Source organism: Streptomyces sp. NBC_01471 (assembly GCF_041438865.1).
In the GTDB taxonomy this organism is placed as follows: Bacteria; Actinomycetota; Actinomycetes; order Streptomycetales; family Streptomycetaceae; genus Streptomyces.
This window is the reverse complement of sequence record NZ_CP109450.1, coordinates 3,976,485-4,002,646: the sequence shown is the minus strand read 5'-3', so window position 1 is coordinate 4,002,646 and position 26,162 is coordinate 3,976,485. Positions and strand designations below refer to the sequence as shown.

Below are 26,162 nucleotides of genomic sequence, written 5' to 3'. Positions count from 1 at the left end.
TGCGGCCTTCGAGTCGATCCGTGCGGTCCCGGGAGCCTGTGCGGCTGGTTCGGACCCACAGCATCGGTCGCACGATCAGGCCGGCTGAAGAACCGCTTCGCCGACCGCGGCGTCCGCGACCGCTTCATCCGACGAGGCGTCGGTGTCGAGCGGGAGGTGCCGCGTGCTGGGCGTGGACCCGTGTGCTTCGGCGCGGATGCGCTGCTTGATGGTCGGGGGCAGCGCACGGTCCTTGGGCAGCGCCCACCAGGCGACCTGCGCCGGTTCGACGGTGACCGGAGCCGATACCGGAGTCGATCCCGGGGTCGATGCCGGAGCCGGAGCCGGAGCCGGTGCCGCGGCATCCGGAGCCGTTCGCACGGCGGGAACGCCCGTCGTACGGACAGTGCGGCCCGTCAGGCCGGCGGGAACCGGGGCGGCGGCACCGGCGGGTACGGCAGCGGCGGCGCGAGTAGAAGTGGAGAATCCGAGCATCGCGACGAGCGCGAAGAACGCGGTGGTGAAGGCGGCCCACACCTTCTTGGCCTGGCTGGTCATGACGACCCCTCATTTCTGTGCTCTACCGCAGTTTTTACGGTGGGACGTTCTACGTACTTTTCACATCATGCGGATGGGGTCGGGACAGATAGGGATCAACGCACAGAAAGTGGTGTTCTTCCGATGAACACCACCCGGTTGGCCCCTCCCGGCTGGGCGGATTCCCGTTGACGGGTTCCGATGGGACGTCAGATGAGTGCGCGTCAGGTGAAGGAGCGTCATGTCCCAGGCAACGGATCCCGGCCCCAGGAGGCGCCGCCTGCGCCCCCGCAGGAAGGCCACCCGCGCGGTGCTCGCGGCCCTTCTGGTCTGCGTCGGAGCCCTCGGCTGGTCCGTCGGCGGGGCCCTGACCTACCCGGGCGACGACAGCACGGCTGCACGGCTCGCGGGCTGGGCCCGCGAGCACTCGCTGGGCGTCGTGGTCGACAAACTGGAGAACGTCAGGTACGACCTCGACCCACCGAAGGTCGGCGGCGCCCTGTCGGCCGACGCCCAGGCCCGTATGAACCAGACCGCCGCCGCCCAGGCGCCCCCGCACGGCACCCACCCCGAGGTACCGCTGCGCGCCCCGATGCACCCGCTCGTCTCACCGGCGCTCAAGGGCGAGGGCGTCTACCGCACGCTGGCCAGCGACAGCAAGGGACGGCCGATCGTGCAGGGGACATACGTGCGGCCCGACGCGGAGCACACGTCGTACGAATCGGCCGTGGCCTGGATCAGCACGAAGAACGCCCGCTTCCAGCTCCACCCGGGCGTGCGGGAACCCGGCGGCAGCTTCTCGGTCCCGCCGAACGTCCCCAAGGGGCAGCGCACCGGACTCGTCGCCACCTGGAACGGCGGCTTCAAGGTCTCCGACGGTGGCTCCAACGGCGGCTTCTACCTCAACGGCCGAACCGTGGGATCGCTCCGCGACGGCGCGGCCTCCGAGGTCTTCTACCGCGACGGCTCGATGAAGCTCGGCGTCTGGGGCCGCGACGTGCGGATGACACCGGACGTCGTCGGCGTACGCCAGTGCCTGGAGCTGATGGTCGACGGCGGGAAGGTCGTCCCGGACATCGACAACGACTCCAAGTGGGGCGCCACCGACCAGAGCAAAATGTTCGTGGAACGCTCGGGCGTGGGCGTCACCGCCAAGGGTGACGTGATCATGGTGGTCGGCCAGGCGCTCACGGCCCACACGCTCGCGGACCTGATGCAGCGCGCCGGAGCGGTACGCGCGATGCCGCTGGACATGAACCGGGCCTGGCCGTCCTTCATGAGCTACGACGGCAGGACCGACCCCGCCGACCCGAAGCCGACCAACATCCTGGACTTCGAGAACCCGCCGGACCGTTACTACAACCAGGCGACGCGGGACTTCGTGGCGGTGTACGCGCGCTGAAAGCGGAAGGGGCACTTCCCCATCGGAGGAACGGCGACGCGGAGAAACGGCGACGCGGAGACGCGGAGACGCCGAGATGCCCCTTCCGGTCAGCACCCGCGTGGCGCCCCTGTCCCGGCGTCCGGCCCTCTGCCCCGCGACACCGCTGTGGACTCCGTTCTTGTCCCGCTTGTTCCCCCTCGTGCCGCTACCCCGCCGCTTCCTCGTCCTTTCGCTCAACAGCCTCATCGGCCGCGCCACCGGGGACGGCACGCTGGACGGTGTCGTCCAGTACTTCATCCACCGCTCTCTGGGCGACGACGGATGGGGCGCTCCCCACACTTGCGGCGAAGGCGGCCCCGTCCCTTTCCGCCTTCTGCTCGGAGTTCTGGTTGGGGTCGGTGACGGTGACCCCGGCACTGTTGGTGTCGCCCGTCTCGCGGGTGCCCTTGAGATTCTCGCTGACGTGACCGAGTTCGTGGCCCATGAGCGACATGTTCCCCAGGGCCTCCGGAGGCAGGAAGATGTGAGTGCCGACCGTCATGGCCTGAGCCCCCATCGCCGTAGTGGCACGCTGAGCCACCGGGCCGTCGTGGAGGCGGGCGGAGGAGAGGTCGTTCTGGTAGAACGACTCCGCCTCCTTGCGCAGCGGTGCGGGCAGCGGACGACTCGTGGAGGACATGGCGGCATTGAGCAGGCCCAGTTGTTCAGCCGGCCCGGTGTCCTGCGTGCCTTCGTGACCGCAGCCGGCACCGTGAGCGTGCTGCTCCTCCTGAAGGGAGCGGGCGACGGCATGGCCGCTCGCGGACCGCTGCACCTGGGCCCCCTCCGGCTGATGAGCGCACCCGGGGCCGTGCTGGTGCCGATCCTCTGCCGCCGGGTGACCGGCCTGACGGAGCATCTGGACGACTGCAGCATTTCCGACCCTGCGCTGCAGGCCGAGGATCCCCGGAAGAGCCGGTCGGGCGGAAGCTGCACGCTCACGTTGGGACGTGGGGTTTTTCCCGGCTTTCCGGTCTGCTTCCCGGTTTGAGGCCATGTTCATTCCTTCAGGATCGAGGCAAGCCAACCAGCCTTCACTCTTACTCGGAGAACCGAGAAGATTCCAGGGACACAGGGGCAGACTCGGTGACCGAACGGACACAGAACATGCGGAACGCCTGCCGGGCCCGGTCGACGTCGGTACCGGCGGGCAGCGCCGGACCGGCAGCGCCAACGAGTAAGGCCCCCGACCGAGTTACCGGTCAGGGGCCTTCCGTACACCTGCAAGCGGTGGGTGTGGGATTTGAACCCACGGTGACTCTCGCCACGACGGTTTTCAAGACCGTTCCCTTAGGCCGCTCGGGCAACCCACCCCGCACCACCCCGCCGGGGTGGTGCGGGAACCAGACTAGCGCGTCAGCTGTCGCCCTTGCGCTGGCCCAGGGTGACCTCGACCGAGTGCTCCTTGCCGTCGCGCTTGTAGGTGAGCTGGACCTTGTCGCCCGGCTTGTGCGTCCAGATCGTGCCGATCAGGGTCGGGCCGCTGTCGATCGCCGTGCCGTCCAGCTTGGTGATCACATCGCCGGGCTTGAGGCCGGCCTTGGCCGCGGGGCCGTTGGGCGTGACCGAGTCCGTGCCGCTCGCACCCTGGTCGGAGATCTTGGCGCCGTTGCCCTGCTCGTCCATGGCGACCGTGGCACCGATCACCGGGTAGACCGGCTGGCCGGTCTTGATCAGCTGCTGGGCGACGTTCTTCGCCTGGCTGATCGGGATGGCGAAGCCCAGGCCGATCGAGCCCGCCTGCGAATCGCCGCCGCCGAGGCTGCCGCTGCTGGCCGACTGGATGGCCGAGTTGATGCCGATGACCGCACCGCGGTCGTCGAGCAGGGGGCCGCCCGAGTTGCCCGGGTTGATCGAGGCGTCGGTCTGCAGGGCGCTCATGTACGAGGCCTTGCTGCCCGAACCGTCACCCGAGGCGACCGGGCGGTTCTTCGCGCTGATGATGCCGGTCGTCACCGTGTTGGACAGACCGAACGGCGCACCGATCGCGATCGTCGAGTCGCCGACGGCCACCTGGTCGGAGTTGCCCAGCGCGAGCGGGGTCAGCCCGGAGGGAGCGTTCTTGAGCTTGACCACGGCCACGTCGTAGCCCTGCGCCCGGCCGACCACCTCGGCGTCGTACTTCTTGCCGTTGGAGAACGTCGCCGTCAGGGTGCCCCCGTCGGCCGCCTCCGCCACCACGTGGTTGTTGGTGAGGATGTGGCCCTGGGTGTCATAGATGAAGCCGGTGCCGGTGCCACCGTCGCCGTTGCCGCTCTTCGCCTCTATGGTCACCACACTCGGCAGCGCCTTGGCGGCGATCCCCGCCACGGTGTTCGGCGAGCGCTTGACCTCCTGCGCCTTGCCGGGAGCCGACACGGTCGTCGAGCCCGTGGCGTTGTCGCTGTGCTCGGCGGCGAAGTACCCGATGCCGCCACCGATACCGCCCGCGACCAGCGCCGCGACGACCACCGCGGCGATGAGACCGCCCGCGCGCTTCTTCGGCGCGGCGGGCGGAGCCGGTACGGGCGCACCCCATACGGGGCCGCCGCCGTTCCCGTATCCGCCGTTGCCGCCGCCCCCGTACGCCGGGAGGGACGGCGGCGGGGGCCAGCCGGCGTCCGCGGCCCGGACGGGTTCGGGCGTGCTGGTGGGCACCGGCCCGGGGAGCTGCGCAGTGGCTTCGGTGGCGGAAGCGGGCGTGCCCTCAGGAGCGGCAACCGGCACGGGAGGTGCGGACGGGGCGGGTGGTGCGGTCTCGGCCGCCGTGCCCTCGGTGCCCTCGTTCTCGGTGCTCACAGCTCTTTCTCCTCGGTTCCACGTCGTCTCGGTCAGAGTCCCGCTGTGCAAGTGTCTGCGGACAGCTTTTCCCACAGCACGTCGGGGCACTGTAAGCGGGAGCTGTGCATCTTCGTCTTCTCAGTGGGTTGTCCTACTGGGGTGTCCCCACTGAACTTCTCCCCGCCCCCTTCCCGCACATCCTTTATTTCGGATGAGAAGGATGAGAAGGGGTGAAGGGGTGAGACGCCTGCACCTTCACACACCTGCCCGTACCCTTCTGCGTTCGCCTACCCCGCAGCGGTGGCACCATGACGCGGTGACCCACGTACGACAGCACAGCATCCAGGTCGTCGCTCACCGAGGAGCGTCCGAGGACGCTCCCGAGCACACCCTCGCCGCGTACACGCGTGCCATCGAGGACGGCGCCGACGCCCTCGAATGCGATGTGCGGCTCACCGCGGACGGCCATCTCGTCTGTGTGCACGACCGCCGGGTGAACCGCACGTCCGACGGCCGCGGCGCGGTCTCCGCCCTGGAGCTGTCCGATCTCGCCGCCCTCGACTTCGGGTCCTGGCGGGACTGGAAGGACCCGGAGGAGTCCCCGGACTGGGACCGCGAGAGTACGTCCGTACTCACCCTGGACCGGCTCCTGGAGCTGGTCGCCGACTCGGGCCGCCGGGTGGAGCTGGCCATCGAGACCAAGCACCCCACCCGGTGGGCGGGCCAGGTCGAGGAGAAGCTGCTCGCGTCACTGGCCCGTTTCGGTCTGGACTCGCCGTCGCCGGGTGATTCGTCGCCCGTGCGGATCATGAGCTTCTCGGCCCGTTCGCTGCACCGGGTCGCCGCCGCCGCGCCCGCCATCCCCACCGTCTACCTGCTGCAGTTCCTCTCACCGCGGCTGCGTGACGGCCGGCTGCCCGCCGGCGCCGGGATCGCCGGCCCCGGCATGCGGATCGTGCGCAGCCACCCCGGCTACGTCGAAAGGCTGCACCGGGCCGGACACCAGGTGCATGTGTGGACGGTGAACGAGCCCGAGGACGTCGCGCTCTGCGCCGAACTGGGCGTGGACGCAATCATCACGAACCGTCCGAAACAGGTCCTGTCCCAACTGGGTCGCTCTTAGGGGCGATTAGTCCTCATTAGCCGCCTGTAGCTCATTAGTCGCTTTCAATCCGGTTCAATCCCGATTAATGCGGTCACAGGGAGTGCACCGGCGCGTTCGGTCCGTATTCGAGCACGTCGAGTGCGTCACCGGGCCCCCTTTGGCCGGTTTCCGGTCCAGTGCACCGGGGCATCCAATCGGTGGCGTGGGGGCAAAGGAGGTCTCGGGGGTGGCGTTGGTGGTGGCACAGGAAGTGCCCGCGTCGTCGAGCATGGCCGTACCCCATGGCCCTGCGGGCGTGGGGGAAGCGAGACACCGGATGCGCGATCAGCTGCGCAGGACCGGAGTGTCCGACTCGGTCGTCGACGACGCCGTACTGATCCTTTCCGAACTGCTCAGCAACGCCTGCCGGCACGGCAGGCCGCTGGGCCGGACAGAGATCGGCGACGGTGACGTTCGCGCCGCTTGGCACGTGGACAAGGCAGGCAGACTGACCGTGGAAGTGACGGACGGGGGCGGTCCGACCCGACCGGTTCCGGCCACTCCCTCGGTCACGGCACGGGGCGGCCGCGGACTCAACATCATCAGTGCGCTGGCCCAGGAGTGGGGCGTACGGGACGACGCGTCGGGCGAAGTGACCGTCTGGGTGCTCGTCACCGGGGCCCGTCGCGAGGACTTCACCGCGGGCGGACCCGCCGCCGGGCCGGACTTCCCGGCACCCGCCGTCGCCGCCGTCCCGGCGGTGTCGGCTGCCGCGGGCTTCGCGGAGTTCGCGGACGTCGCCGACTTCCCTGACGTCTCGGTCTCGGACGTCCTCGACTGAGTCGACTGCTCCGGTGCCGGACGGCTTCTGGCACCGGACGGGTGGGGAGCCGGGGGTCCGGTCTGCGTGAGCCCCCGCGCGAACGGGCGGACATCCCATAGGCTCGCGCCAGACACAGGACCAGCGCAGTCGGGAGAGAGCCGCACCATGGCGAAGAAGCGTCCTCAGACGAAGGCCCCTCACGGAACCAACGGGGCCCGCTCCGCAGGCGCCGCTGAGCACGTCCCCGTGGTCGGGGCCCGTGAGCCCTGCCCCTGCGGCTCCGGCCGCCGGTACAAGGCCTGCCACGGCCGGGCCGCCGCGCACGCGGTGGCCGAGCTGGTCCAGCGCCCCTTCGAGGGGCTGCCCGGTGAGGGCGACTGGGTCGCGCTGCGCGAGCTCGTACCGGCGGCGACCGGAGAACTCACCCTCAAGGGCGGGCTGCCCGATGGCGTGCCGTCCGTGACGCTCGCGACCGTACTGCCGATGGCCTGGCCCGCGCTGCGCCGTGATGACGGCTCCGTCCTGCTCGGCCTGCAGAACGACACCCCGTCCGGCGACCTCAGCCGCGACCTGGCCGACACCCTCCAGCGGGCGCTGGCCGCCGAGCCCGGCACCCCGGTCGCCGGCCGGCAGACCGCACCCGACGGGCCCCGGCTGCAGGACCTGTTGGACCCGGGCGCCCCCTTCGAGCCGGTGGTGCACCCCGGGTTCGAGTTCTGGGTGCCCGACTCGGAGAACGCCACCCCGGAGGTCACCGCCTCGCTGGAGCGCGCGAACGAGGCGGCCATCCCCACCGTGAAGCTCACCTCGGTGGACTCCGCGTACTGGTGCGAGACCCCCGACAAGAACCATCTGCGCTGGGTGATGCTCCACCCCGAGGAGCAGCTTCTGGACGCCCTGGCCCGGCTGCACGCCGCGGGCACCTCGTCGCTCGGCGTCGGCACCAGGCTGGTCGGGTCCTTCCGGGCGCACGGCCTCACGGTCCCGGTCTGGGACCTGCCGAGCGCGATGAACGCCGAGGAATGCGAGAAGCCCGCAGCCGAGTTCGCGGAGCGCCTCGCCGGGGCTCTGGCCGCCGGGACCCCGCTCACTCCGGAGGAGCGCCGTGCTCGCGGCGGTCTCACCAACCGCCAGGTGACGCTCAGCTGAGAGTGACGCCCCGGGTGGAACGGTAGGTGACTCCGGTCACAACTGCCCATACGCACGGGTAAGTCGCTGTCCGAATACATGAGATCGAATTTGCGAACCGCCGATCTCTTGTTACCGTTCTAGTAGCCCGGTCGTTGGTGCATCCCCCGTCGCCAACGGCCGGGTCCTTCCATGCCCGGGTTGTCAATGCCCGGCAGGGGGCGCGGAGTTGCTGCCGGAGCACAGCGGCAGCGCAGCGCCCCGGCGCCGTCCGCCCCACACCACGAGCCGCAGCCCCACACTCCGTGTGCGTCCCGCGCGCCGGTTCACGCGGGGCGCGAGCCCCTCCACGGAGCCGACCGCGTGACCCGGCACCACGGTCAGGCCGTCCGGCACCCTCACGGTGCGTACGTATCCGGGTGTACGCGTACGCGGCCCGAGCGCCCGGGTGTACGTGCACAGGGGCGCCCCCGTGCACTCCTCCGGGAGTTGTCCCGGGCGGTCAGTGCGCAGGGCACCCCGTCGTCAGTAGGCGAGCTTGCTGCCGCCGCCGGGAGCACCGGTGCTCGCCTCGACCAGCGCGTCCACCACCGTCTCGACATCCGGCAGCCAGGGCGCCGCCGCACCTCGGACGCCGCCGGAGCCTCCCGCGCCGGGCAGCTGCCGTGCTGCCGGGGAAGGGGCGGGAGCCCGCTCCCACCAGACAGGGCCCTTGCCGGTCTCGGAGGGCGGCAGCACCAGATAGCCGCCCTCGCCGTGGAACCGCAGCGAGCTGGGCACCCAGTCCTTGGCGTGCAGCAGTTCGCCCAGCCGTTCCAGCGAGTACGGGGCGACCAGCAGCGACCAGCGGGTGGGCGTCGCCACGACAGGCCCGATCCGCACACCCATCCGGTCGAGCGCCACCAGGGCGCGTGCGCCCGCGACGGCGGGCAGGCTGAGCGCGCACGGCGCACGGCCTCCCGTCGCCATGACCACCGGGGCTTCGGGGCGGCTCGTCCACCACCAGCGCACCATGCGCGCGTCCGTGGTCGCCGTGAGGAGTCCTGGGTCGAAGGGGTGCGCGCCGGGTACGGCGCACTCGGGGTCGGGGCAGCCGCAGCCGCACTCCCGGCCGGCGGAGGCGGTGTGCCCCACGCCGGGAACGACGGGCCACTGCCAGCCGGTTGCGCAGGTCAGCGCCGCATCGAGCTGGGCGTGCCTCCCGCTGCGCCGGAACCGGAGTCCACGTCGCCTTCCGAGGATCTCGCGCATGAGCGCTCGTTCCTTTCCGTTGAACGCCGAGGTCCGCATCGCGCCATGGATATGCCGCGTCGCTGTACGTACACGAACTCTTGGCCTGCGGTGTGGGTGACCGGCAGGGCGGAGCCTGGTCCGAGTTCATTGCTCAAGCATGGCCAGGAGTGGCGCGTGCGTGGCGCGTACTTGTCCCGTGCTGTCTGTGCTTGCTGTCCGTGCTGTGCGCTGTGCCGGTGAATCGCCGTGCCGCTGAACCGCTGTGCCACTGTGCCGCTTGCGCGAACCCTGCCATCAGGGGATGGGGCGTGACCCACAGCGGTATAGACGCCCAGGTCTGCCGCCAGGTTCCGGGGCCGTACCAACTGCCCCCGGTCATCACCGATTACGTACCCACCGCAGTCGGTGTGACGCTCTGCCGAACGACCTCAGTCGACATCAAATAGCCGCACAGGGGGGCACTTTCCGGCCAAGTTGGTTATCTACTGGAGGGAGACAGATATCCCTCGTGGACACCAGAAGCCCTCAGGGGACAATGCTGGACATCTCATCGCTTCTGCGTGTACATGTGGATTCATTGATAGCTACGCAGAATCACATGGGGGTTTGCGATGCTATTGAGCGAAACACACCAGTCAGAAAGCCGGCTGCCATGAGCGCACCTCACCTGCCGAAAGTGGCTGGAATCGACTCCACCGTTCCGGCCCCCGCGCACACTGCCGCACCACTCCCCGCCCCCGTACCGGCCCCCACCCCCGGCGCCCTGATCCAGGATCGGCTGGCCGGCTGGGTCTTCGACCTCACCACGCTGCACGAACTCACCGAACGGCTGGCGGCCACCAGCACCCTGGACGACGCGCTCCAGGAGTTCCTGCGGGCGGGCGCCTCCCTGGCCGGCGCCCGCCGCGGCCTGGTCGTGCTGGAACCCGCGAGCACTCCGGCGCCCGGTGGAGCGGCATACGGCCCCTGCCCCGCCCGCACCGTCGGACTCGGGCTCACCCACGCCGAACTCGGCCACATCGAAACGGTTCCGCGCAGCCTCACCGCGTACGGACGCATCCTCGAAACAGGCGGTACGGACGCGCCCCCCGGCGCACACTCCGGCGCGGAGAACAGCACGAAGAGCAGCACTGAGAACGGCACTGAGAGCGGCCTGGACGGCGATGGCGGCGCCGCACCCGCCGACGGCATCGCCACCCCCGACATCCTCGGCGACAAGCACCTCGACCCGCGCCACCGCGAGGTCGCCACCCGCGTCGGCTACGCGGCCAGCTACGCCGTCCCGCTCTCGGCCGCCACGGCCGGGCTGCTCGGCGCGGCCGTCTGGCTCTACGACGAACCCGCCGAACCCGTGGACCGCCACCGCCGTCTCATCGGCCTCTACACGCGGTACGCGAGCGAGCACCTGGCCCGTCTGGTCGAACTGACCCGCGCCCGAGCCCGGGTGACCACCCTCACCGACGAGCTGCTGCCCCGCCGGCTGCCCCGGATGCCCGGAGTCCGGCTCGCCGCCTGCCACCGCACCGGGCCGCTCGGCGGCGGCGACTGGTACGACGCACTCCCGCTGGCCGACGGCGCGCTCGGCCTCACCGTCGGATCGGTCACCGGCTCGGGCCCCGGTGCCACCGCCGCGATGGGACGGCTGCGGGCCGGGCTGCGGGCCTACGCCGTCATGGAGGGAGAGGACCCCGTCGCGGTCCTCTCCGACCTCGAACTGCTGCTGCGGCTCACCGAGCCCGCCCGCTCGGCGACCGCGCTCTTCGCCTACTGCGAACCGGCACGGCGCACGATCGTGCTGGCCGGTGCCGGTCACACCCCGCCGCTGATCACCGGCGACCGGCGCACCGAGTTCGTCGAGACCTCGCTGTCGGCCCCGCTGGGGATGCTCACCTGCTGGGAAGCGCCGAGCGTGGAGTTCTCGCCCGCACCAGGAGAGACGGTTCTGCTCTGCACCGACGGGCTGCTGCGCCGTACCGGGGACTCCACGGACCGGGCGTTCGCCCGGCTCCACTCGGCGGCGGCGAGCCTGCCCCGGGCGCTGCGTGACGACCCCGCGGCCATCGCCGACCACGTCCTGCGGACGATGCTGCCCGACGGCCTGGAGCAGCAGGAATGCGACGAGGACGTGGTGATCCTGGCGGCCCGTTTCGACTGAGTTCCGGCCAGGGACGAGGCAGCCCGGGTAAGAGGTCTTTCGGCACTGGGCCCCCTTCCGTACACCCGTACGATGGAGGGGGCCCAGTGTCGTATCAAGGAGACAGAAACGTGTCTGAGGAGCTCACCCCGGAGAACCCGGCGACCCCGGAATCCCTGGAGACCCCGGCGGCGGAGACCGTCAAGCCCCGGAAGAACGGCCTCTACCCGGCCGTGTCCGAAGAGCTCGCCGCGAACATGAAGTCCGGCTGGGCCGACACCGAGCTGCACGGCCTGGAGCCGATCGCCCAGGCCGCCCACACCGCCACCCGCCGCGCCGCGCTCTCCGCGCGCTTCCCCGGTGAGCGTCTGGTGGTCCCGGCGGGCCGCCTCAAGACCCGCTCCAACGACACCGAGTACGCCTTCCGTGCCGCGAGCGAGTACGCGTACCTCACCGGTGACCAGACGCAGGACGGCGTCCTGGTCCTCGAACCGGCCGCGGACGGCGGACACACCGCCACGATCTATCTGCTGCCCCGCTCCGACCGTGAGAACGGCGAGTTCTGGCTGAGCGGCCAGGGTGAGCTGTGGGTCGGCCGCAGGCACTCGCTCGCCGAGGCCGAGCAGCTGCTCGGGATTCCGGCGGAGGACGTCCGCGAGCTGCCCGACGCGCTGACCGCGGCCACCGGGCCGGTCCGCGCCGTCCGCGGGTACGACGCGGGCATCGAGTCCGCGCTGACCGACAAGACCACCGCTGAGCGCGACGAAGAGCTGCGGGTGTACCTCTCCGAGGCGCGCGCGGTGAAGGACGACTTCGAGATCGGTGAGCTGCAGAAGGCCGTCGACGCGACGGTGCACGGTTTCGAGGACGTCGTGAGGATCCTCGACAAGGCCGAGGCCACCTCCGAGCGCTACATCGAGGGCACCTTCTTCCTGCGCGCCCGCGTCGAGGGCAACGACATCGGATACGGCTCGATCTGCGCCGCCGGACCGCACGCGACCACCCTCCACTGGGTGCGCAACGACGGCGACGTCCGCTCCGGTGAGCTCCTGCTGCTCGACGCCGGCGTGGAGACGCACTCCCTCTACACGGCCGACGTGACGCGCACGCTCCCCATCGACGGCCGCTTCAACGCGCTGCAGCGCAAGATCTACGACGCGGTGTACGAGGCCCAGGAAGCCGGTATCGCGGCCGTCAAGCCGGGCGCCGCCTACCGCGACTTCCACGACGCCTCCCAGCGCGTACTCGCCGAGAAGCTCGTCGAGTGGGGCATCGTCGACGGGCCGGTGGAGCGGGTGCTCGAACTGGGCCTCCAGCGCCGCTGGACCCTGCACGGCACCGGTCACATGCTCGGGCTCGACGTCCACGACTGCGCGGCCGCGCGCACCGAGGCGTACGTCAACGGCACGCTGGAGCCCGGCATGTGCCTCACGGTCGAGCCCGGTCTGTACTTCCAGGCGGACGATCTGACGGTGCCCGAGGAGTACCGCGGCATCGGGGTCCGGATCGAGGACGACATCCTCGTCACCGCGGACGGCAACCGGAACCTGTCCGCGGGACTGCCGCGCCGGGCGGACGAGGTCGAGGCGTGGATGGCCTCGGTCAAGCAGGGCTGACTCCAGCAGAAGCGGGCCCGGTCGACTCGCACCGGCGGGGGCGGGGCGCGCCGCTCAGGGCAGGGCGGTCACGCGACGGCGGAATCCCGCGGTCACGACGCCCTGAGCAGCGCGTCCTCGCGCCATTTCAGGACCTTGTCGAAGCGCACCAGTGCGCCCCGGCCGGGCCTGTTGCGGAAATCGGCGTGGTCGGAGAGTTCCGCGATCAGCCCCAGGCCCCGGCCGCTCTCCGCACAGGTCGCGGCCGGCGCCGTCGGGTGCGCCAGTACGTTCTGCGGCGCGGTGCGGCACTTCTGCCGTACGGGAAAGCCCGGACCGGAGTCGGTGACCTCGATCCGGCAGCGTTCGCCGTCCAGGAACGCCGTCACCCGGTACCCCGGGGAAGTGGTGCCCGACCCTCCGGTTCCCCCGTGCTCTACCGCGTTCGCACAGGCTTCGCTGAGCGCGAGGGACAGATCGAAGGAGATGTCGGGGTCGACGCCCGCGGTCTCCATGGCATCGAGCAGGAGCCGACGGGCGAGCGGAACGCTCGCGGCTTCGCGCCGCAAATGCAGAGACCACCAGATGCTCATGCTCCAGCCTCCTGGCTGCGGCCCGACATTACGGTTACGTATTGCCGGGCTACGGGGAGCGTAAGCACGCACTTGACGTGATAACGCTCATTCGGCGGACGCGCGTACCCCGTGCGCAGGTGTATTGCGGGGCCCGGCACAGGCCCGGCGCACGGCGTATCGCAGGCCTGGCGGGCGCGTATCGCCGGTGTTCGCGGGCTTGTCGCAGGCGTTTCACGGAACCCCCTTCGGCGGGAGCCGGGAGCACCGGGACGGATGGTGACCTTCCGGACCTGCCGTATGCGGGCCCCGGGCCCAGTGCGATGATGACTCGGCCATGCTTACCTCTGCCGTACGCGCCGGAGCCGGTCCACGGCTCCTGAGGACCGCGGTCTTCACCGCGGTCTGCGTCGTGCTGGCCGGGGTGGGACACGCGCTGGCCTCCGGTGCGGCCGTCCCGTGGTGGCCGCTGGTCCTCGGATTCGCCGGACTGTTCGTCGTGGCCGCCCCCTTCGCCGGGCGGGAGCGCTCACTTCCCGGCATCGCCGCGGCACTGACCGCTGGTCAGCTCGCGCTGCACACCGTGTTCGGGCTCGGCCAGGACGGTGCCATGGCGATGGGTGCCATGGGCGCCACCGCCGGAACGGGCGGGACGGGCGAGCCCGCGGGCGACACGTCCGCCCTGGTCCTGCTCGCGGGAAAGCTGGTCTGCGGCGCGGGGGCCGCCCCGCTGAGCGCGGCCAGGGCCCACAGCATCGTCACCGCGGCGGGCATCGACCCGTCGGCGGGCGCCGCCCAGGCCGCACCGCACCACATGGCGGGGGCCGCGGCCTCGCAGGGCATGTGCATGCTGCCGAGCCTTCCCATGGTGCTCTGCCATCTGCTGGCGGCCCTGGCGACCGGCTGGGTGCTGCGGCGTGGCGAGGTCGCGCTGTACCGGCTGACCCGGCAGTCGCACGGTGTCGCCGAGGGGGCGCTCGTACGCAATCTGCGCGCCGCGCTCGCGCTGGTGCGCGCCTTGCGTTCCGGACTTCCGGGAGCACCCGCCCAGGGGCCGCGCGCCGGGTACGCCCCTCTCCCCGCGCCGCTCTGGACGGCGGGCGAAGCACTCCAGCACACGGTGATCAGGCGCGGTCCGCCCGCCACGTACGCGTTCGCAGCCTGACGCGGCACCTCCCCACGCGAGAAGCGACGGGAGCGGGTGCCGTGCTGTCCGCGCGCACCGGCGCGCGGGCTGCCACCCTTCCTTTCGCACCGTGGAGTGTGTTCCGTATGAGCATCAACCCGCTGAACGTCAACCCGCTGGGCAACACCCGTCAGACCAGCACCCGTCCGGGCAGCGGCCGTCCGGGGATGACCCGCCGCATCGCCGTGGTCGGTGGCGTCGCCGCCACCTCCGTCCTGCTGCTCGCCGGTACCGCCTTCGCGCACGTCACCGTCCAGCCGCAGGGCGACGCGGCCAAGGGCGGCTACGCGACGATCGCGTTCAAGGTGCCCAACGAGCGGGACGACGCGTCGACCACCAAGGTCGAGGTCAACTTCCCGGCCGACCACCCGCTCGCCTCGGTGATGCCGGAGCCCGTGCCGGGCTGGAAGGTCCACGTCACCACGTCGAAGCTGCCCAAGCCGCTGACCATCGAGGGCAAGCAGATCGACAAGGCCGTCTCCAAGGTCACCTGGACCGGCGGGAAGATCGAGCCCGGACAGTTCGAGCAGTTCCCGCTGTCCGTCGGTCAGCTGCCCACCAACACCGACCAGCTGACCTTCAAGGCCCTCCAGACGTACTCCAACAAGGAGGTCGTGCGCTGGATCGAGGAGCAGAAGCCGGGCGCCGACGAGCCGCAGAACCCGGCGCCCGTACTGAAGCTGACTCCGGCCGCCGACACGGCCGGCGCCACACCGGGCAGCGCGTCCGGCGCCGCATCCGCACCGGGCGACAACGGCACGCCCGCCAAGACCGCCACCGCCTCGTCTTCGGACAGCAGTGACAACACCGCCAGGATCCTCGGGGTCATCGGCATCGTCATCGGCATCGCGGGCGTCGCCTTCGGTGTCCTCGCCGGCCGCCGCCGTACCGCCTGACGGGCCCCTACCACCCACAGCACTTGGGACGTTCCTCCATGCACAGCACGACACGCAGCACGTACAAGAAGTCGCTGACGGCCGCCGCCCTCGCGGTGGCGGCCGCCTTCTCCCTCGCGGCCTGCGGCAGCGACAGCGGCGGCAGCTCCGGCAAGAGTCCGGTGGCCGACGTCTCCGGCCAGAACAAGACGCAGGCGGCGACGGTGCTCGACACCCCGTTCACCAAGCCGGACTTCGTCCTCACGGACACGCACGGCAAGAAGTTCGACTTCCGCAAGGAGACCAAGGGCAAGCCGACGCTGATCTACTTCGGCTACACGCACTGCCCCGACATCTGCCCGCTGACCATGGGCAACATCGCCGTGGCCAAGAAGGCGCTGCCCAAGGACGAGCAGAAGAAGCTCCAGGTCGTCTTCGTCACCACCGACCCGGGCCGCGACACCCCGTCCGAGCTGGGGAAGTGGCTGAAGGCGCAGGACCCGTCGTTCATCGGGCTCACCGGCAACTTCAAGAAGATCCAGGCGGGGGCCCGCCAGATCGGCATCGGGATCTCCCCGACCACCAAGGAGAAGGACGGCACGATCGTCTCGATGCACGGGGCGCAGGTCATCGCCTTCTCCCCGAAGACGGACAAGGGCTACCTCCTGTACGGCGAGGACACCACCGTCAAGGACTACACGAAGGACCTCCCGAAGATCGTCAAGGGTGAGAAGCCGTGAGCCGGGGCACGCGGGCGACCGCCGTCTGCGCCATAGCCGCCGCTGCGGCCCTGGCGCTGGCGGGCTGTTCCTCGTCCGATTCATCCGACAACCGGGCCAAGGGCAAGCCCGAGCTGAAGGTCACCGAGTCCTTCATGCCCGAGCCGGTCGGTGGCAGCGGGATGGCCGCGGGGTTCGTGACCGTGACCAACAGCGGTGCCACCGCGGACCGGCTCACCTCCGTCACCAGCGGACTCTCCGACGACGTCACCATGCACACGACGAAGAACCAGCAGATGCTCTCGGTGAAGTCACTCCCGGTCCCCGCCCACGGCGAACTGGACCTGGAGCGCGGCGGAAACCACCTCATGTTCATGCACCTCAAGAAGCAGCCCAAGCAAGGCCAGAAGGTGACCGTGGAGCTGCACTTCGAGAAGGGCGGCGTGCTCAAGGCCGAACTTCCCGTCAAGCAGCCCACCTACAACCCGCAGCACAGTTGAGGAGCTGACTCCATGACGGCGACCACCGCCCCACCGCGCTCCGGTCTTCCGCTCGCACGGCTGCTGCTCGTCGCGGCGGCGATCCTCGGCGCACTGTTCGCCGCGGCCGCCCCCGCCTCCGCGCACGCCGCCCTGCTCGGAAGTAATCCGAAAGCCGGAACGGTGGTCGCCAAAGCTCCGGCGGACGTCGCACTCACCTTCTCCGAGCAGGTCGCCATGGACAACAAGTCCATCCGCGTCCTCGACCCGAAGGGCAAGCGCTCCGACACCGCCACACTCCGCAACCTCTCCAAGGGCAGCACCGTCACCTACGGTGTCAACCTGCGCCCGGGCCTCGCCAACGGCACGTACACCGTGGCCTGGCAGGCCATCTCCGCCGACAGCCACCCCGTCTCGGGCGCCTTCACCTTCTCGATCGGCACCCCGTCCAAGACCACGGTGTCCGACACCGGCGAGAACGTCGGCGGCGGACTCGTCGGTGTCCTCTACGGCGCCGCGCGCTACGCCGCGTACGCCGGATTCATCGTTCTGGTCGGCGGCGCCGCCTTCGTCGTCGCCTGCTGGCAGCGCGGGGCGAACGAGCGGCCGCTGCAGCGGCTCGTCGTACGCGGCTGGCTGACGCTGACCGCTGCCACCCTCGTCCTGCTGCTGCTCAGGGCCCCTTACACCGGCTCCGGGCATCTCGCGGACGTCTTCGACCTGAGTGCGCTCAAGGGCGTACTCCAGACCAAGCCCGGCGCCGCGCTCGTCTCCAGACTGCTGCTGCTCGGCGCTTCCGCGCTCTTCGTGGCCGTCCTCTTCGGGGCGTACGCCCGGCGCACGGCCTCCACGGAGCCGGAGGCGGCGAAGGAACGGAAGGACCTCACCTTCGGCCTGGGCGTCGGAGGCGCAGTCGTCGCCGCCGGGATCGCCGCCACCTGGGCGCTCACCGAGCACGCGTCGGTCGGCCTCCAGCCCGGCATCGCGATGCCGGTCGACATCGTGCATCTGCTCGCGGTCGCCGTCTGGCTCGGCGGGCTGGCCGCGCTGCTCGTCGCCCTGTTCCGTACACCGTCCATCGAACGCGCCGCCGTGCGGCGGTTCTCCCGTATCGCCTTCATAGCCGTCTGCACCCTGGCGGCGACCGGCCTCTACCAGTCGTGGCGGCAGGTCGGCTCCTGGTCCGCGCTGTTCGGTACGGGGTACGGGCAGCTGCTCATGGTCAAGGTGGGGCTCGTCGCGGTGGTCGTCTGCATCGCGTCCTTCTCCCGGCGCTGGACGGCGCGGCTATCGGAGACGGCTGTGGGTGAGGTTGTTGCCGCTGATGAGGCTGGTGCTGGAGCCCCTGGTGAAGCTGGTGCTGAGGCCGCTGGTGCTGGTGCTGGTGCTGGTGAGATCGGCATCGCGGAGCAGGAGCAGGAGCAGGAGCAGGAGCAGCAGGTCACCGTACCCGCCGATCCGCAGCGCGCCGCCCAGCTCGCCCGGCAGCGGGCCGCCAGGACCGTGGTGCGCGAGAGGCGGGTGCGGGACGCCGACCCGCACCGCACCGGGCTCCGGAAGTCAGTGCTCGCCGAGACCGTGGTCGCCGTGGCCCTGCTGGCCGTGACGACGGTCCTGACGACCACCGAGCCGGGCAGGACCGAGGAGGAGGCCGGGCGGAACACCTCTTCGCCGGCCGCCGCCGCGGTGCCGTCGGGACCGGTCGACATCACCCTCCCGTTCGACACCGGCGGCCCCAAGGGCAAGGGGACGGCGGCGCTCGAACTCACCCCGGGCCGCAGCGGCAGCAACGAACTGCACCTCTTCGTGGACGACCCCGCGGGCAAGCCGTACGACGTCCCCGAGGTGAGGATCGCCCTCACCCTCAAGGCGAAGAAGATCGGGCCGCTGCCCGTCGTGCCCGACCACCTGTTCACCGGACACTGGAGCGCGGACGGCGTCCAGATCCCGATGGCGGGCAACTGGGACATCGCCGTGACCGTGCGGACCTCCGACATCGACGAGACCACCGTGAACAAGACGGTGGAGATCGGCTGACAGGCATGAACGACATCTCCAGGAGGCGGTTGCTCGGGACCGCTGGCGCGGTGGGCGCGGGCGGCCTCGTGGTGGGCGCCGCCGGCGGAGCAGGGGTGCGCGCAGCCACCGAGGCGGATCCGGCGACCGCACTGACGACGGTCGGCTCGACCGAGGTGGCCTTCCGCAGCTCGGGGAAGACCGGTGGAGGCAGCGGCTCCGCCAGGTCCGCGCACTCCTCCGCACACTCCGCGCACCAGGCGGGCATCACCACACCCGCCCAGTCCACCGGGTATCTGATCGCCTTCGACCTGGCAGCGGGCGCCGGCCGGACCCGGGCCGCGGCGCTGCTGCGCCGCTGGTCTGCGAGTACGCAGCGGATGATGGCGGGCGAGCCGGTCGGCGACGACACCGGGATCGCGCTCGACGCGGGTCCGTCGTCCCTGACAGTCACCTTCGGCTTCGGGCGGTCCTTCTTCGGCCGTACGGGACTGACCGCGCAGCGCCCCACCCAGCTCGACCCGCTGCCGGACTTCTCGTCCGACCATCTGGACGCCAGGCGCAGCAACGGCGATCTGTGGGTGCAGATCGGCGCGAACGACCCGCTCGTCGCCTTCCACGCTCTGCGCACGCTCCAGAACGAGGCCGGTTCGGCGGCCCGGGTCCGCTGGCAGATGAACGGTTTCAACCGCTCGCCCGGCGCGACGGCCAAGCCGATGACCACCCGCAATCTGATGGGCCAGATCGACGGGACGGGGAACCCCAAGCCCTCGGAGAGTGACTTCGACCGGCGGATCTTCGTCCCGGTGGGCGCCGGCAAGGGCGCGGGCGCGCAGCCGGAGTGGATGGCGGGCGGCTCGTACGCCGTCGTGCGCCGGATCAGGATGCTCCTCGACGACTGGGAGAAGCTCCCGCTGGGGAAGCAGGAGCAGGTCATCGGGCGGCGGAAGAAGGACGGCGCCCCGCTGACGGGGGGCACCGAGACGACCGCCATGGATCTGGACAAGGTCGGCCCGGACGGCAAGTTCGTCATCCCCGACAACGCCCACGCCCGGATCTCGGCCCCCGAACAGAACGGCGGTGCCGCACTGCTGCGCCGCACCTTCTCGTACCACGACGGGATCGGCCAGGACGGCACACCGGACGCCGGGCTGCTCTTCGTCTGCTGGCAGGCCGATCCGGCACAGGGCTTCGTCCCGGTGCAGCGGAAGCTGGACCGGGGCGACGCACTGTCCGCGTTCATCCGGCACGAGGCCAGCGGACTGTTCGCGGTACCCGGGGCGGCCGGACCCGGCGAGTACGTGGGCCAGCGCCTCATCGAAGGCCACTGAGCGCGGGGCCAACGGCCCGGCACCGGCCGGTGGTCCGTTGCTCCCACCGGGACGCCGGTACCCGGGCCGTTCGGCCCATTAGGGTGACCGTATGTCAGCCACTCGCTTCACCTATCTGGGCCCCGAAGGCACGTTCACCGAGGCGGCTCTGCGCACGCTCCCCGAGGCCGCCACCCGCGAACTCGTCCCGATGGTGTCCGTACCGGCCGCGCTCGACGCGGTACGGACGGGGGAGGCCGCAGCGGCGCTCGTACCGATCGAGAACTCCGTCGAGGGCGGCGTCACGGCGACCCTCGACGAACTGTCGGGCGGCGAGCCGCTGATGATCTACCGCGAGGTGCTGCTGCCGATCGCGTTCGCGCTGCTGGTGCGGCCGGGCACGAAGCTGACCGATGTGAAGACGGTGACGGGGCACCCCGTCGCCCAGCCCCAGGTACGGAACTGGCTGCGGGCGAACCTCCCCGAGGCAGTGTGGGAGTCGTCCGCTTCCAACGCGGACGGCGCACGGCTCGTACAGGAAGGTCGGTACGACGCGGCCTTCGCCGGGGAGTTCGCCGCCGCCACGTACGGGCTCGAACCGCTGATCACCGAGATCCATGACGCACAGAACGCCGAGACGCGCTTCGTCCTGGTGGGGCGCCCCGCCAGGCCCGCGGCACCGACCGGCGCCGACAAGACATCGGTGGTCGTCTGGCAGCGCGAGGACCACCCCGGCGCGCTGCTCGAAATCCTTCAGGAGTTCGCGGTGCGGGGGGTCAACCTGATGCTGCTCCAGTCGCGGCCGACGGGCGAGGGCATCGGCAACTACTGCTTCGCCATCGACGCGGAGGGCCACATCTCGGACCGCCGGGTGGGCGAGGCACTCATGGGGCTCAAGCGGAGCTGCCCGGAGGTGCGGTTCCTCGGTTCGTATCCGCGGGCCGGGGTAACGGCGCAGGACGTGAGGGCACTGCGGTCCGGCACGTCGGACGCTGAGTTCGTGGCGGCGTCGGACTGGCTGGCGCGCAGCGAGGACGGCCGGGTCTGACCGGGACCCGACCGGGCCTGTCGTCGGCTCACGCGGGTCCGTCGGACGTCATCGGCGCACGCGGGTCCGTCCTACGTCATCGGTGCACGTAATCGTCGTACGTCCTGATTTCCGCAATCCGGAAAAGTTATCCACAGGGCTCGTCTCGACCTGGGGACAAGTCGACAGGGCAAGACGACATGGTCGACAAATCGCCCTAGTGACGGCACATCCGTCCACAGTCCTGCAGGTGGGGTGCTGTCACCCCAATTCTGTCGATCAACTCTTTAGAGCGATCAATTCCCCCCTGAATGAGTGCCCTCGGGGTGCCTGAAGGGGAAATTCCAGCAAACAGTCGGTTGCCTGTGAGGCTTTCGGAACCATCCTCTTCGCCATCCACAGATTTCCCACACAGCCTGTGGATAACTAATCCGAGCTGTGGATCCCTGTGGACAAGCAAGCCCAAGTCCCGCCCGGCACACGGGAAATGAGTCAACGGTTTCAGCCGGAATGCTTCGTTCCGGGGAATCGGTCACCTTTATTGACCGTCGGCCACGCGGGGCGGGCGACGCCACCGCCGGGATATCCCCACCACTCGAACCATTCCATAGATAGTGCATCAATCCGGACAAAGCGTCACTGCGGATGCGACGCAGCGAATATCAAGTCGAGTGGGGGAAGCGGGCAACGGTAGCCTGGTGGGGTGATTGACCTTCGCCTGCTCCGTGAGGACCCCGACCGTGTTCGCGCCTCCCAGCGCGCCCGTGGAGAGGACGTCGCCCTCGTCGACGCCCTGCTCTCCGCCGACGAGCGACGAAGGTCGTCCGGACTCCGGTTCGACGAACTCCGCTCCGAGCAGAAGACGCTCGGCAAGCTGATCCCCAAGGCTTCGGGCGACGAGAAGGCCGAGCTGCTCAAGAAGACGGGACAGCTCGCAGCCGCCGTCAAGGCTGCCGACGCCGAGCAGAACGAGGCCGACGAGGAGACCAAGCGCCTGCTGCTCCAGCTCGGCAACCTGGTCCACCCCGACGTCCCGGTCGGCGGCGAGGAGGACTTCACGGTCCTGGAGACGCACGGCACCATCCGCGATTTCGCGGCCGAGGGCTTCGAGCCCAAGGACCACCTGGAACTCGGCGAGGCCCTGCGGGCCATCGACACCGAGCGCGGCGCGAAGGTCTCGGGCTCGCGCTTCTACTACATGACGGGCATCGGCGCGCTGCTCGAACTGGCGCTGGTCAACGCGGCGATCGCGCAGGCCACCGAGGCCGGGTTCATCCCGATGCTGACGCCTGCGCTGGTCCGCCCGCGCGCCATGGAGGGCACAGGGTTCCTCGGCCAGGCCGCCGAGAACGTCTACCACCTGGAGAAGGACGACTACTACCTGGTCGGCACCTCCGAGGTCCCGCTCGCCGCGTACCACATGGACGAGATCATCGACGCCGGCGAACTGCCGCTGCGGTACGCGGGGTTCTCGCCCTCCTACCGCCGCGAGGCCGGTACGTACGGGAAGGACACCCGGGGCATTTTCCGGGTGCACCAGTTCAACAAGGTCGAGATGTTCTCGTACGTCCACCCCGACGACGCGGCCGCCGAGCACCAGCGGCTCCTGGAGTGGGAGAAGCAGTGGCTGACCAGCCTTGAGCTGCCCTTCCAGGTGATCGACGTGGCGACCGGTGACCTGGGGGCATCGGCCTCCAGGAAGTTCGACTGCGAAGCGTGGATCCCGACGCAGGGCAAGTACCGCGAACTGACGTCGGCGTCCAACTGCGACGGCTTCCAGGCGCGGCGCCTGTCGGTCCGGATGCGCGACGGCAAGAAGGTCCAGCCGCTGTCGACGCTCAACGGCACGCTCTGCGCCGTCCCCCGGACGATCGTGGCGATCCTGGAGAACCACCAGCTCGCCGACGGCTCGGTCCGGGTCCCGCCGGTGCTGCGGCCCTACCTCGGCGGCCGAGAGACGCTGGAGCCCGTCTCCAAGTGACGACTCCCGCTCTGCCCTACCGGCTGATCGCGACCGACCTCGACGGCACGCTGCTGCGTGACGACGGTTCGGTCTCCGAGCGCACCCGCGCCGCACTCGCCGCGGCCACCGCGGCGGGGGCGGCGCACATCATCGTCACGGGGCGGGCGGTTCCATGGACCCGGCACATCCTCGACAGCCTCGGTTACGAGGGGCTCGCGGTGTGTGCGCAGGGGGCGCAGGTCTACCACGCGGGTGAGCACCGGCTGCTCACCTCTGTCACCCTGGACCGCCGGCTGGCCGCCCTCGCCCTCGCCAAGATCGAGACGGAGACCGGCCCGCTGGCTCTGGCCGCGAGCCGGGACGGCCTCGACGGCGAGGTGCTGGTGAGCCCGGATTACCGGACGAATGAGGGTCCGCTCCCGGTGTCACGGTTCGAGCACCGGGACGAGCTGTGGTCCGCGCCGATCAACAAGGTCTACATACAGCACCCGGAGCTGAGCGACGACGCGCTGGCCGAGATCGCACGGCAGTCCGTCGGGAACCTGGTGGACGTGGTCGTGGCGGGCGAGGACGTGGTCGAGATCCTCCCGCTGGGGCTGAGCAAGGCGACGGGTCTGTCACTGGCTGCCCGGCGCCTCAAGCTCAAGGCCGCGGACACGATCGCCTTCGGGGACATGCCCAACGACATTCCGATGTTCGGCTGGGCAGCACACGGTGTGGCGATGGCCAACGCCCATGACTCCCTGAAGACCGTGGCGAACGAAGTCACCACGTCCAACGAGGACGACGGTATCGCTGTGGTCCTGGAACAGCTGCTCCAGGGCTGAACCGGCTGGGGGCTGGTGAGGCTGGTGGAGCCGGGGGCTGGTGGAGCCGGGGGCTGGTGGAGCCGGGGGCTGGTGGAGCCGGGGGCTGGTGGAGCCGGGGGCTGGTGGAGCAGGGCTGGCTATACCGCCGGGCCGGCGGGTGGTTGGGCGATCCGGTGGCGGGGTTGTCGGGTGACCGTGCCGTGGGGTGACCGTGGCCATCAGGTCGTCGGATGACCGTGGTTGTCGGGCCCCGTGGTCGTCGGGCGACCGGTTGTCGGGTGACGGGTGACGGGTGACGGGCAGAACACATGGTCGACTGACCGAGGGCCTTCCTCCGCTCGAAGTCAGTTGTAGGATGACTGGGCAACCGGGTGACCCGGATACCGTGCTTGAAGAACATGGGGAGACGAGATGGCACTGCGTGCGGCAGGACGGCACTCCCTCGTGGACACCGTCGTCCAACAACTGCGAGACCAGCTGACCGGCGGGGAGTGGTCCGTGGGTGACCGCATTCCCACCGAGCACGACCTCGCCGAACAGCTGGGCGTAGGGCGTAACACCGTCCGCGAGGCGGTACGCGTCCTGGTGCACGCCGGCCTCCTGGAATCCCGCCAGGGCAACGGCACCTTCGTACGCTCCACCGCCGACCCCTCGGCCGTGCTCCGCACGATGGGCCACGCGGGGGTGCTGGACATCCTGGAGTTGCGGGTCGCCCTGGAGACGGAGGCCGCCAGGCTGGCGGCCGTCCGCAGGGACGCGGCAGACCTCGACTGGCTGCGGGAAGCCCTCGGCGACCTCCACGAGCACGGTGACCGGGCGGCCGATGCCGACCTCGCCTTCCACCTGGGGGTGGTCGAGGCCACGCACAACACCACGTTCGCCGAGGTCTACCGCTTCTTCTCGACCCAGATGCACGAGTCCCTGGTCGCCGCGCTCGGCGACCAGCAGATGCCGCCGATCGACTTCACCGCCCACGAGGCCCTGGTCGACGCGATCGAGAGCGGTGACCCGGCAGCCGCCGAGCAGGCCGCCCGCGCGCTGCTCCAGGTGCCGATGGACGTCGTCCGCCGACTGGTCGCCCGCTGACCAGGCACCTCACGTGACCAGGTGCCTCACGCACACCACCCGCACCACACCACCGACACACGAACAGAAACACTGAGAGGTACCTGACGTGTCCCGCCCGGATCTGGATCACCTGCTTCCCGACGCGGAGGCCGACGTCCGGCCGTCCCGCGAGGGGGCCGCCGCACGGCGCGCGCTGATCGCGCACCCCGTGGTGCTGCTCATCGGCATCGTGCTGGCGTCGCTCAACATGCGGGCGGCGCTGGCGAGCGTGTCACCTCTCATCGGCGAGATCAGCAACACGTTCGGCCTCTCGTCGACGGCATCGAGCCTGGTCACCTCTGTGCCGGTGCTGTTCCTCGGCGTGGGCGCGATGATCGCCCCGTGGCTGGCCCGCCGCTTCGGTACCGAAGTGGTCCTGCTGTGCGCGCTGATCCTGCTCGGCGTCGGCATTCTGGTCCGGGTCCTGCCGTCCGTTTTCGCCCTGTACGGCGGCGGAGTGCTGGCCGGCACCGCGATAGCCCTGCTGAACGTCCTGATGCCGGGACTGATCAAGAGGGACTTCCCGGACCGGGCCGCGTCGATGACCTCCGTCTACACGGGCGCGATGATCGGCGGCGCCACGCTCTGCGCCGCGGCCTCGGTCCCGCTGGAGAAGGCGTTCGGAAACAGTTGGCAGGCGTCGCTGGCCTTCTGGTCGCTGCTGGCCGCGGTCGCCGCCGTGGCGTGGCTGCCGCAGGTGCTGATCGCCCGTGGCCGTACCGGCCACGAGGTCCGCGTCACACCCGCGGGCGCGGGACCCGCCAGGAGTATCTGGCGCTCGGCACTGGCCTGGCAGGTCACCCTGTTCATGGGTCTCCAGTCGCTCTGGTCGTACGTGCTGATCGCCTGGATGCCGACGATCTTCACCGACCACGGGATGAGCAGGTCGACGGCGGGTGTGATCTTCGCGTTCAACAACCTGATCCAGGTCGCCGGGGCCTTCGGCGTACCGCTGCTGGCCGGCCGGATGCGCAGCCAGCGCCCGCTCATCGTGCTGGTCACCTCGATGGTGGCCGTCGGCTACGCGGGCCTGATGATCGCCCCGGTGTCGGGCGCATGGCTGTGGTCGGCGGTGCTGGGTGTCGGGCAGGGCGGCGCTGTGGGCCTGGCCCTGACGCTGATCGTGCTGCGGTCGGGCGACGCACAGACGGCGGCTCGGCTGTCCGGGATGGCGCAGACGGTCGGCTACCTCCTCGCCGCGGTCGGCCCGCTGACGGCGGGCGCCGTGTATCAGGCAACGGGCAGCTGGACCCTCCCGATCGCCCTGGTGCTCGGGGTGTGCGCGGCGGCCCTGGTGGTGGGCCTGTTCGCCGCTCGGGACCGCCGGGTCTAGAGCAGCCGAAGGGCTCGGCGGGCGGCGTGACATGGCGTGACATGGCGTGCGTAACTTGTACGACTGTCGG

The 26,162-nt window shown here is 70.4% G+C and carries 23 protein-coding genes and 1 tRNA gene; 18 read left to right on the top strand and 6 right to left on the bottom strand.

Annotation, left to right across the window (positions count from 1 at the left end; all coding sequences use genetic code 11):
• Nucleotides 1-75 precede the first annotated feature (75 nt).
• Complete coding sequence (locus OG285_RS17570; protein WP_356826860.1) at nt 76-537, bottom strand: DUF6344 domain-containing protein; 462 nt, start codon at nt 535-537, stop codon at nt 76-78.
• 220 nt (nt 538-757) lie between these two features.
• Here OG285_RS17570 and OG285_RS17565 point away from each other — a divergent pair, with 220 nt between their 5' ends.
• Entirely contained in the window at nt 758-1,918 is a 1,161-nt protein-coding gene (locus OG285_RS17565) for a phosphodiester glycosidase family protein (RefSeq protein WP_356826859.1), read from the top strand.
• A 187-nt stretch (nt 1,919-2,105) separates the two neighbouring features.
• Here OG285_RS17565 and OG285_RS17560 read toward each other — a convergent pair whose 3' ends face one another.
• Nucleotides 2,106-2,579, bottom strand: a complete 474-nt coding sequence (locus tag OG285_RS17560) for a DUF4157 domain-containing protein (RefSeq protein ID WP_356826858.1) — start codon at nt 2,577-2,579, stop codon at nt 2,106-2,108.
• A 54-nt stretch (nt 2,580-2,633) separates the two neighbouring features.
• On the opposite strand from OG285_RS17560, the gene OG285_RS17555 reads away from it, so the two are divergent.
• Nucleotides 2,634-2,930, top strand: a complete 297-nt coding sequence (locus OG285_RS17555) for a hypothetical protein (RefSeq protein ID WP_371791492.1) — start codon at nt 2,634-2,636, stop codon at nt 2,928-2,930.
• Between the two features lie 237 nt (nt 2,931-3,167).
• Here OG285_RS17555 and OG285_RS17550 read toward each other — a convergent pair.
• Nucleotides 3,168-3,252, bottom strand: a tRNA-Ser gene (locus OG285_RS17550).
• Nucleotides 3,253-3,295: 43 nt separating this feature from the next.
• On the bottom strand, nt 3,296-4,717 hold the full coding sequence (locus OG285_RS17545; RefSeq protein WP_371791491.1) for a S1C family serine protease: 1,422 nt from the start codon (nt 4,715-4,717) through the stop codon (nt 3,296-3,298).
• A gap of 298 nt (nt 4,718-5,015) precedes the next feature.
• On the opposite strand from OG285_RS17545, the gene OG285_RS17540 reads away from it, so the two are divergent.
• From OG285_RS17540 to OG285_RS17530, 3 genes are all read left to right on the top strand, one after another.
• Nucleotides 5,016-5,822, top strand: a complete 807-nt coding sequence (locus OG285_RS17540; protein ID WP_356826855.1) for a glycerophosphodiester phosphodiesterase — start codon at nt 5,016-5,018, stop codon at nt 5,820-5,822.
• A gap of 208 nt (nt 5,823-6,030) precedes the next feature.
• The gene (locus OG285_RS17535; RefSeq protein ID WP_356826927.1) at nt 6,031-6,624 is read left to right on the top strand and encodes an ATP-binding protein; all 594 of its coding nucleotides are present in this window, start codon (nt 6,031-6,033) and stop codon (nt 6,622-6,624) included.
• 147 nt (nt 6,625-6,771) lie between these two features.
• Entirely contained in the window at nt 6,772-7,755 is a 984-nt protein-coding gene (locus OG285_RS17530; protein ID WP_356826854.1) for a DUF5926 family protein, read from the top strand.
• Between the two features lie 504 nt (nt 7,756-8,259).
• Here the strand turns inward: OG285_RS17530 and OG285_RS17525 are convergent.
• Complete coding sequence (locus tag OG285_RS17525; protein WP_371791490.1) at nt 8,260-8,985, bottom strand: bifunctional DNA primase/polymerase; 726 nt, start codon at nt 8,983-8,985, stop codon at nt 8,260-8,262.
• Between the two features lie 517 nt (nt 8,986-9,502).
• On the opposite strand from OG285_RS17525, the gene OG285_RS17520 reads away from it, so the two are divergent.
• Together OG285_RS17520 and OG285_RS17515 are read left to right on the top strand one after the other, a co-directional pair.
• Nucleotides 9,503-11,122, top strand: coding sequence for a PP2C family protein-serine/threonine phosphatase (locus OG285_RS17520; protein ID WP_371791489.1), 1,620 nt, complete (start codon nt 9,503-9,505; stop codon nt 11,120-11,122).
• A gap of 110 nt (nt 11,123-11,232) precedes the next feature.
• On the top strand, nt 11,233-12,717 hold the full coding sequence (locus OG285_RS17515) for an aminopeptidase P family protein (protein ID WP_371791488.1): 1,485 nt from the start codon (nt 11,233-11,235) through the stop codon (nt 12,715-12,717).
• 92 nt (nt 12,718-12,809) lie between these two features.
• On the opposite strand, the gene OG285_RS17510 is transcribed toward OG285_RS17515, so the two are convergent.
• A complete protein-coding gene (locus OG285_RS17510; RefSeq protein ID WP_356826850.1) occupies nt 12,810-13,289 on the bottom strand; it encodes an ATP-binding protein in 480 nt (159 codons plus the stop codon).
• A 316-nt stretch (nt 13,290-13,605) separates the two neighbouring features.
• Here OG285_RS17510 and OG285_RS17505 point away from each other — a divergent pair, with 316 nt between their 5' ends.
• The 11 genes from OG285_RS17505 (at nt 13,606) to OG285_RS17455 (ending at nt 26,092) form a co-directional block, all read left to right on the top strand.
• Entirely contained in the window at nt 13,606-14,433 is an 828-nt protein-coding gene (locus tag OG285_RS17505; RefSeq protein ID WP_356826849.1) for a hypothetical protein, read from the top strand.
• A 188-nt stretch (nt 14,434-14,621) separates the two neighbouring features.
• On the top strand, nt 14,622-15,350 hold the full coding sequence (locus OG285_RS17500) for a YcnI family protein (protein WP_371793559.1): 729 nt from the start codon (nt 14,622-14,624) through the stop codon (nt 15,348-15,350).
• 38 nt (nt 15,351-15,388) lie between these two features.
• A complete protein-coding gene (locus OG285_RS17495; protein ID WP_356826848.1) occupies nt 15,389-16,069 on the top strand; it encodes an SCO family protein in 681 nt (226 codons plus the stop codon).
• Nucleotides 16,066-16,548, top strand: a complete 483-nt coding sequence (locus OG285_RS17490; RefSeq protein WP_356826847.1) for a copper chaperone PCu(A)C — start codon at nt 16,066-16,068, stop codon at nt 16,546-16,548. The genes OG285_RS17495 and OG285_RS17490 overlap by 4 nt, the downstream gene beginning before the upstream one ends.
• A gap of 12 nt (nt 16,549-16,560) precedes the next feature.
• The gene (locus OG285_RS17485) at nt 16,561-18,564 is read left to right on the top strand and encodes a copper resistance protein CopC (protein WP_371791487.1); all 2,004 of its coding nucleotides are present in this window, start codon (nt 16,561-16,563) and stop codon (nt 18,562-18,564) included.
• A gap of 5 nt (nt 18,565-18,569) precedes the next feature.
• Nucleotides 18,570-19,874 (top strand): iron uptake transporter deferrochelatase/peroxidase subunit, encoded by a 1,305-nt coding sequence (gene efeB, locus OG285_RS17480; RefSeq protein WP_371791486.1) that lies wholly within the window; start codon nt 18,570-18,572, stop codon nt 19,872-19,874.
• Nucleotides 19,875-19,965: 91 nt separating this feature from the next.
• Nucleotides 19,966-20,901, top strand: coding sequence for a prephenate dehydratase (pheA, locus tag OG285_RS17475; RefSeq protein WP_356826844.1), 936 nt, complete (start codon nt 19,966-19,968; stop codon nt 20,899-20,901).
• Between the two features lie 682 nt (nt 20,902-21,583).
• Entirely contained in the window at nt 21,584-22,861 is a 1,278-nt protein-coding gene (serS, locus tag OG285_RS17470; protein ID WP_356826843.1) for a serine--tRNA ligase, read from the top strand.
• Nucleotides 22,858-23,670, top strand: a complete 813-nt coding sequence (locus OG285_RS17465) for a Cof-type HAD-IIB family hydrolase (RefSeq protein ID WP_371791485.1) — start codon at nt 22,858-22,860, stop codon at nt 23,668-23,670. The genes serS and OG285_RS17465 overlap by 4 nt, the downstream gene beginning before the upstream one ends.
• 393 nt (nt 23,671-24,063) lie before the next feature.
• Nucleotides 24,064-24,738, top strand: a complete 675-nt coding sequence (locus OG285_RS17460) for a FadR/GntR family transcriptional regulator (protein WP_356826841.1) — start codon at nt 24,064-24,066, stop codon at nt 24,736-24,738.
• An 88-nt stretch (nt 24,739-24,826) separates the two neighbouring features.
• A complete protein-coding gene (locus tag OG285_RS17455) occupies nt 24,827-26,092 on the top strand; it encodes an MFS transporter (protein WP_356826840.1) in 1,266 nt (421 codons plus the stop codon).
• The last annotated feature ends 70 nt before the right edge of the window (nt 26,093-26,162 follow it).

Bases quoted from the DNA above. Each gene is read 5' to 3' on its own strand.
- OG285_RS17570 (WP_356826860.1), bottom strand. From the start codon at position 537: ATGACCAGCCAGGCCAAGAAGGTGTGGGCCGCCTTCACCACCGCGTTC.
- OG285_RS17565 (WP_356826859.1), top strand. From the start codon at position 758: ATGTCCCAGGCAACGGATCCCGGCCCCAGGAGGCGCCGCCTGCGCCCC.
- OG285_RS17560 (WP_356826858.1), bottom strand. From the start codon at position 2,579: ATGTCCTCCACGAGTCGTCCGCTGCCCGCACCGCTGCGCAAGGAGGCG.
- OG285_RS17530 (WP_356826854.1), top strand. From the start codon at position 6,772: ATGGCGAAGAAGCGTCCTCAGACGAAGGCCCCTCACGGAACCAACGGG.
- OG285_RS17525 (WP_371791490.1), bottom strand. From the start codon at position 8,985: ATGCGCGAGATCCTCGGAAGGCGACGTGGACTCCGGTTCCGGCGCAGC.
- OG285_RS17520 (WP_371791489.1), top strand. From the start codon at position 9,503: ATGCTGGACATCTCATCGCTTCTGCGTGTACATGTGGATTCATTGATA.
- OG285_RS17510 (WP_356826850.1), bottom strand. From the start codon at position 13,289: ATGAGCATCTGGTGGTCTCTGCATTTGCGGCGCGAAGCCGCGAGCGTT.
- OG285_RS17505 (WP_356826849.1), top strand. From the start codon at position 13,606: ATGCTTACCTCTGCCGTACGCGCCGGAGCCGGTCCACGGCTCCTGAGG.
- OG285_RS17500 (WP_371793559.1), top strand. From the start codon at position 14,622: ATGACCCGCCGCATCGCCGTGGTCGGTGGCGTCGCCGCCACCTCCGTC.
- OG285_RS17495 (WP_356826848.1), top strand. From the start codon at position 15,389: ATGCACAGCACGACACGCAGCACGTACAAGAAGTCGCTGACGGCCGCC.
- OG285_RS17485 (WP_371791487.1), top strand. From the start codon at position 16,561: ATGACGGCGACCACCGCCCCACCGCGCTCCGGTCTTCCGCTCGCACGG.
- efeB (WP_371791486.1), top strand. From the start codon at position 18,570: ATGAACGACATCTCCAGGAGGCGGTTGCTCGGGACCGCTGGCGCGGTG.
- pheA (WP_356826844.1), top strand. From the start codon at position 19,966: ATGTCAGCCACTCGCTTCACCTATCTGGGCCCCGAAGGCACGTTCACC.
- OG285_RS17460 (WP_356826841.1), top strand. From the start codon at position 24,064: ATGGCACTGCGTGCGGCAGGACGGCACTCCCTCGTGGACACCGTCGTC.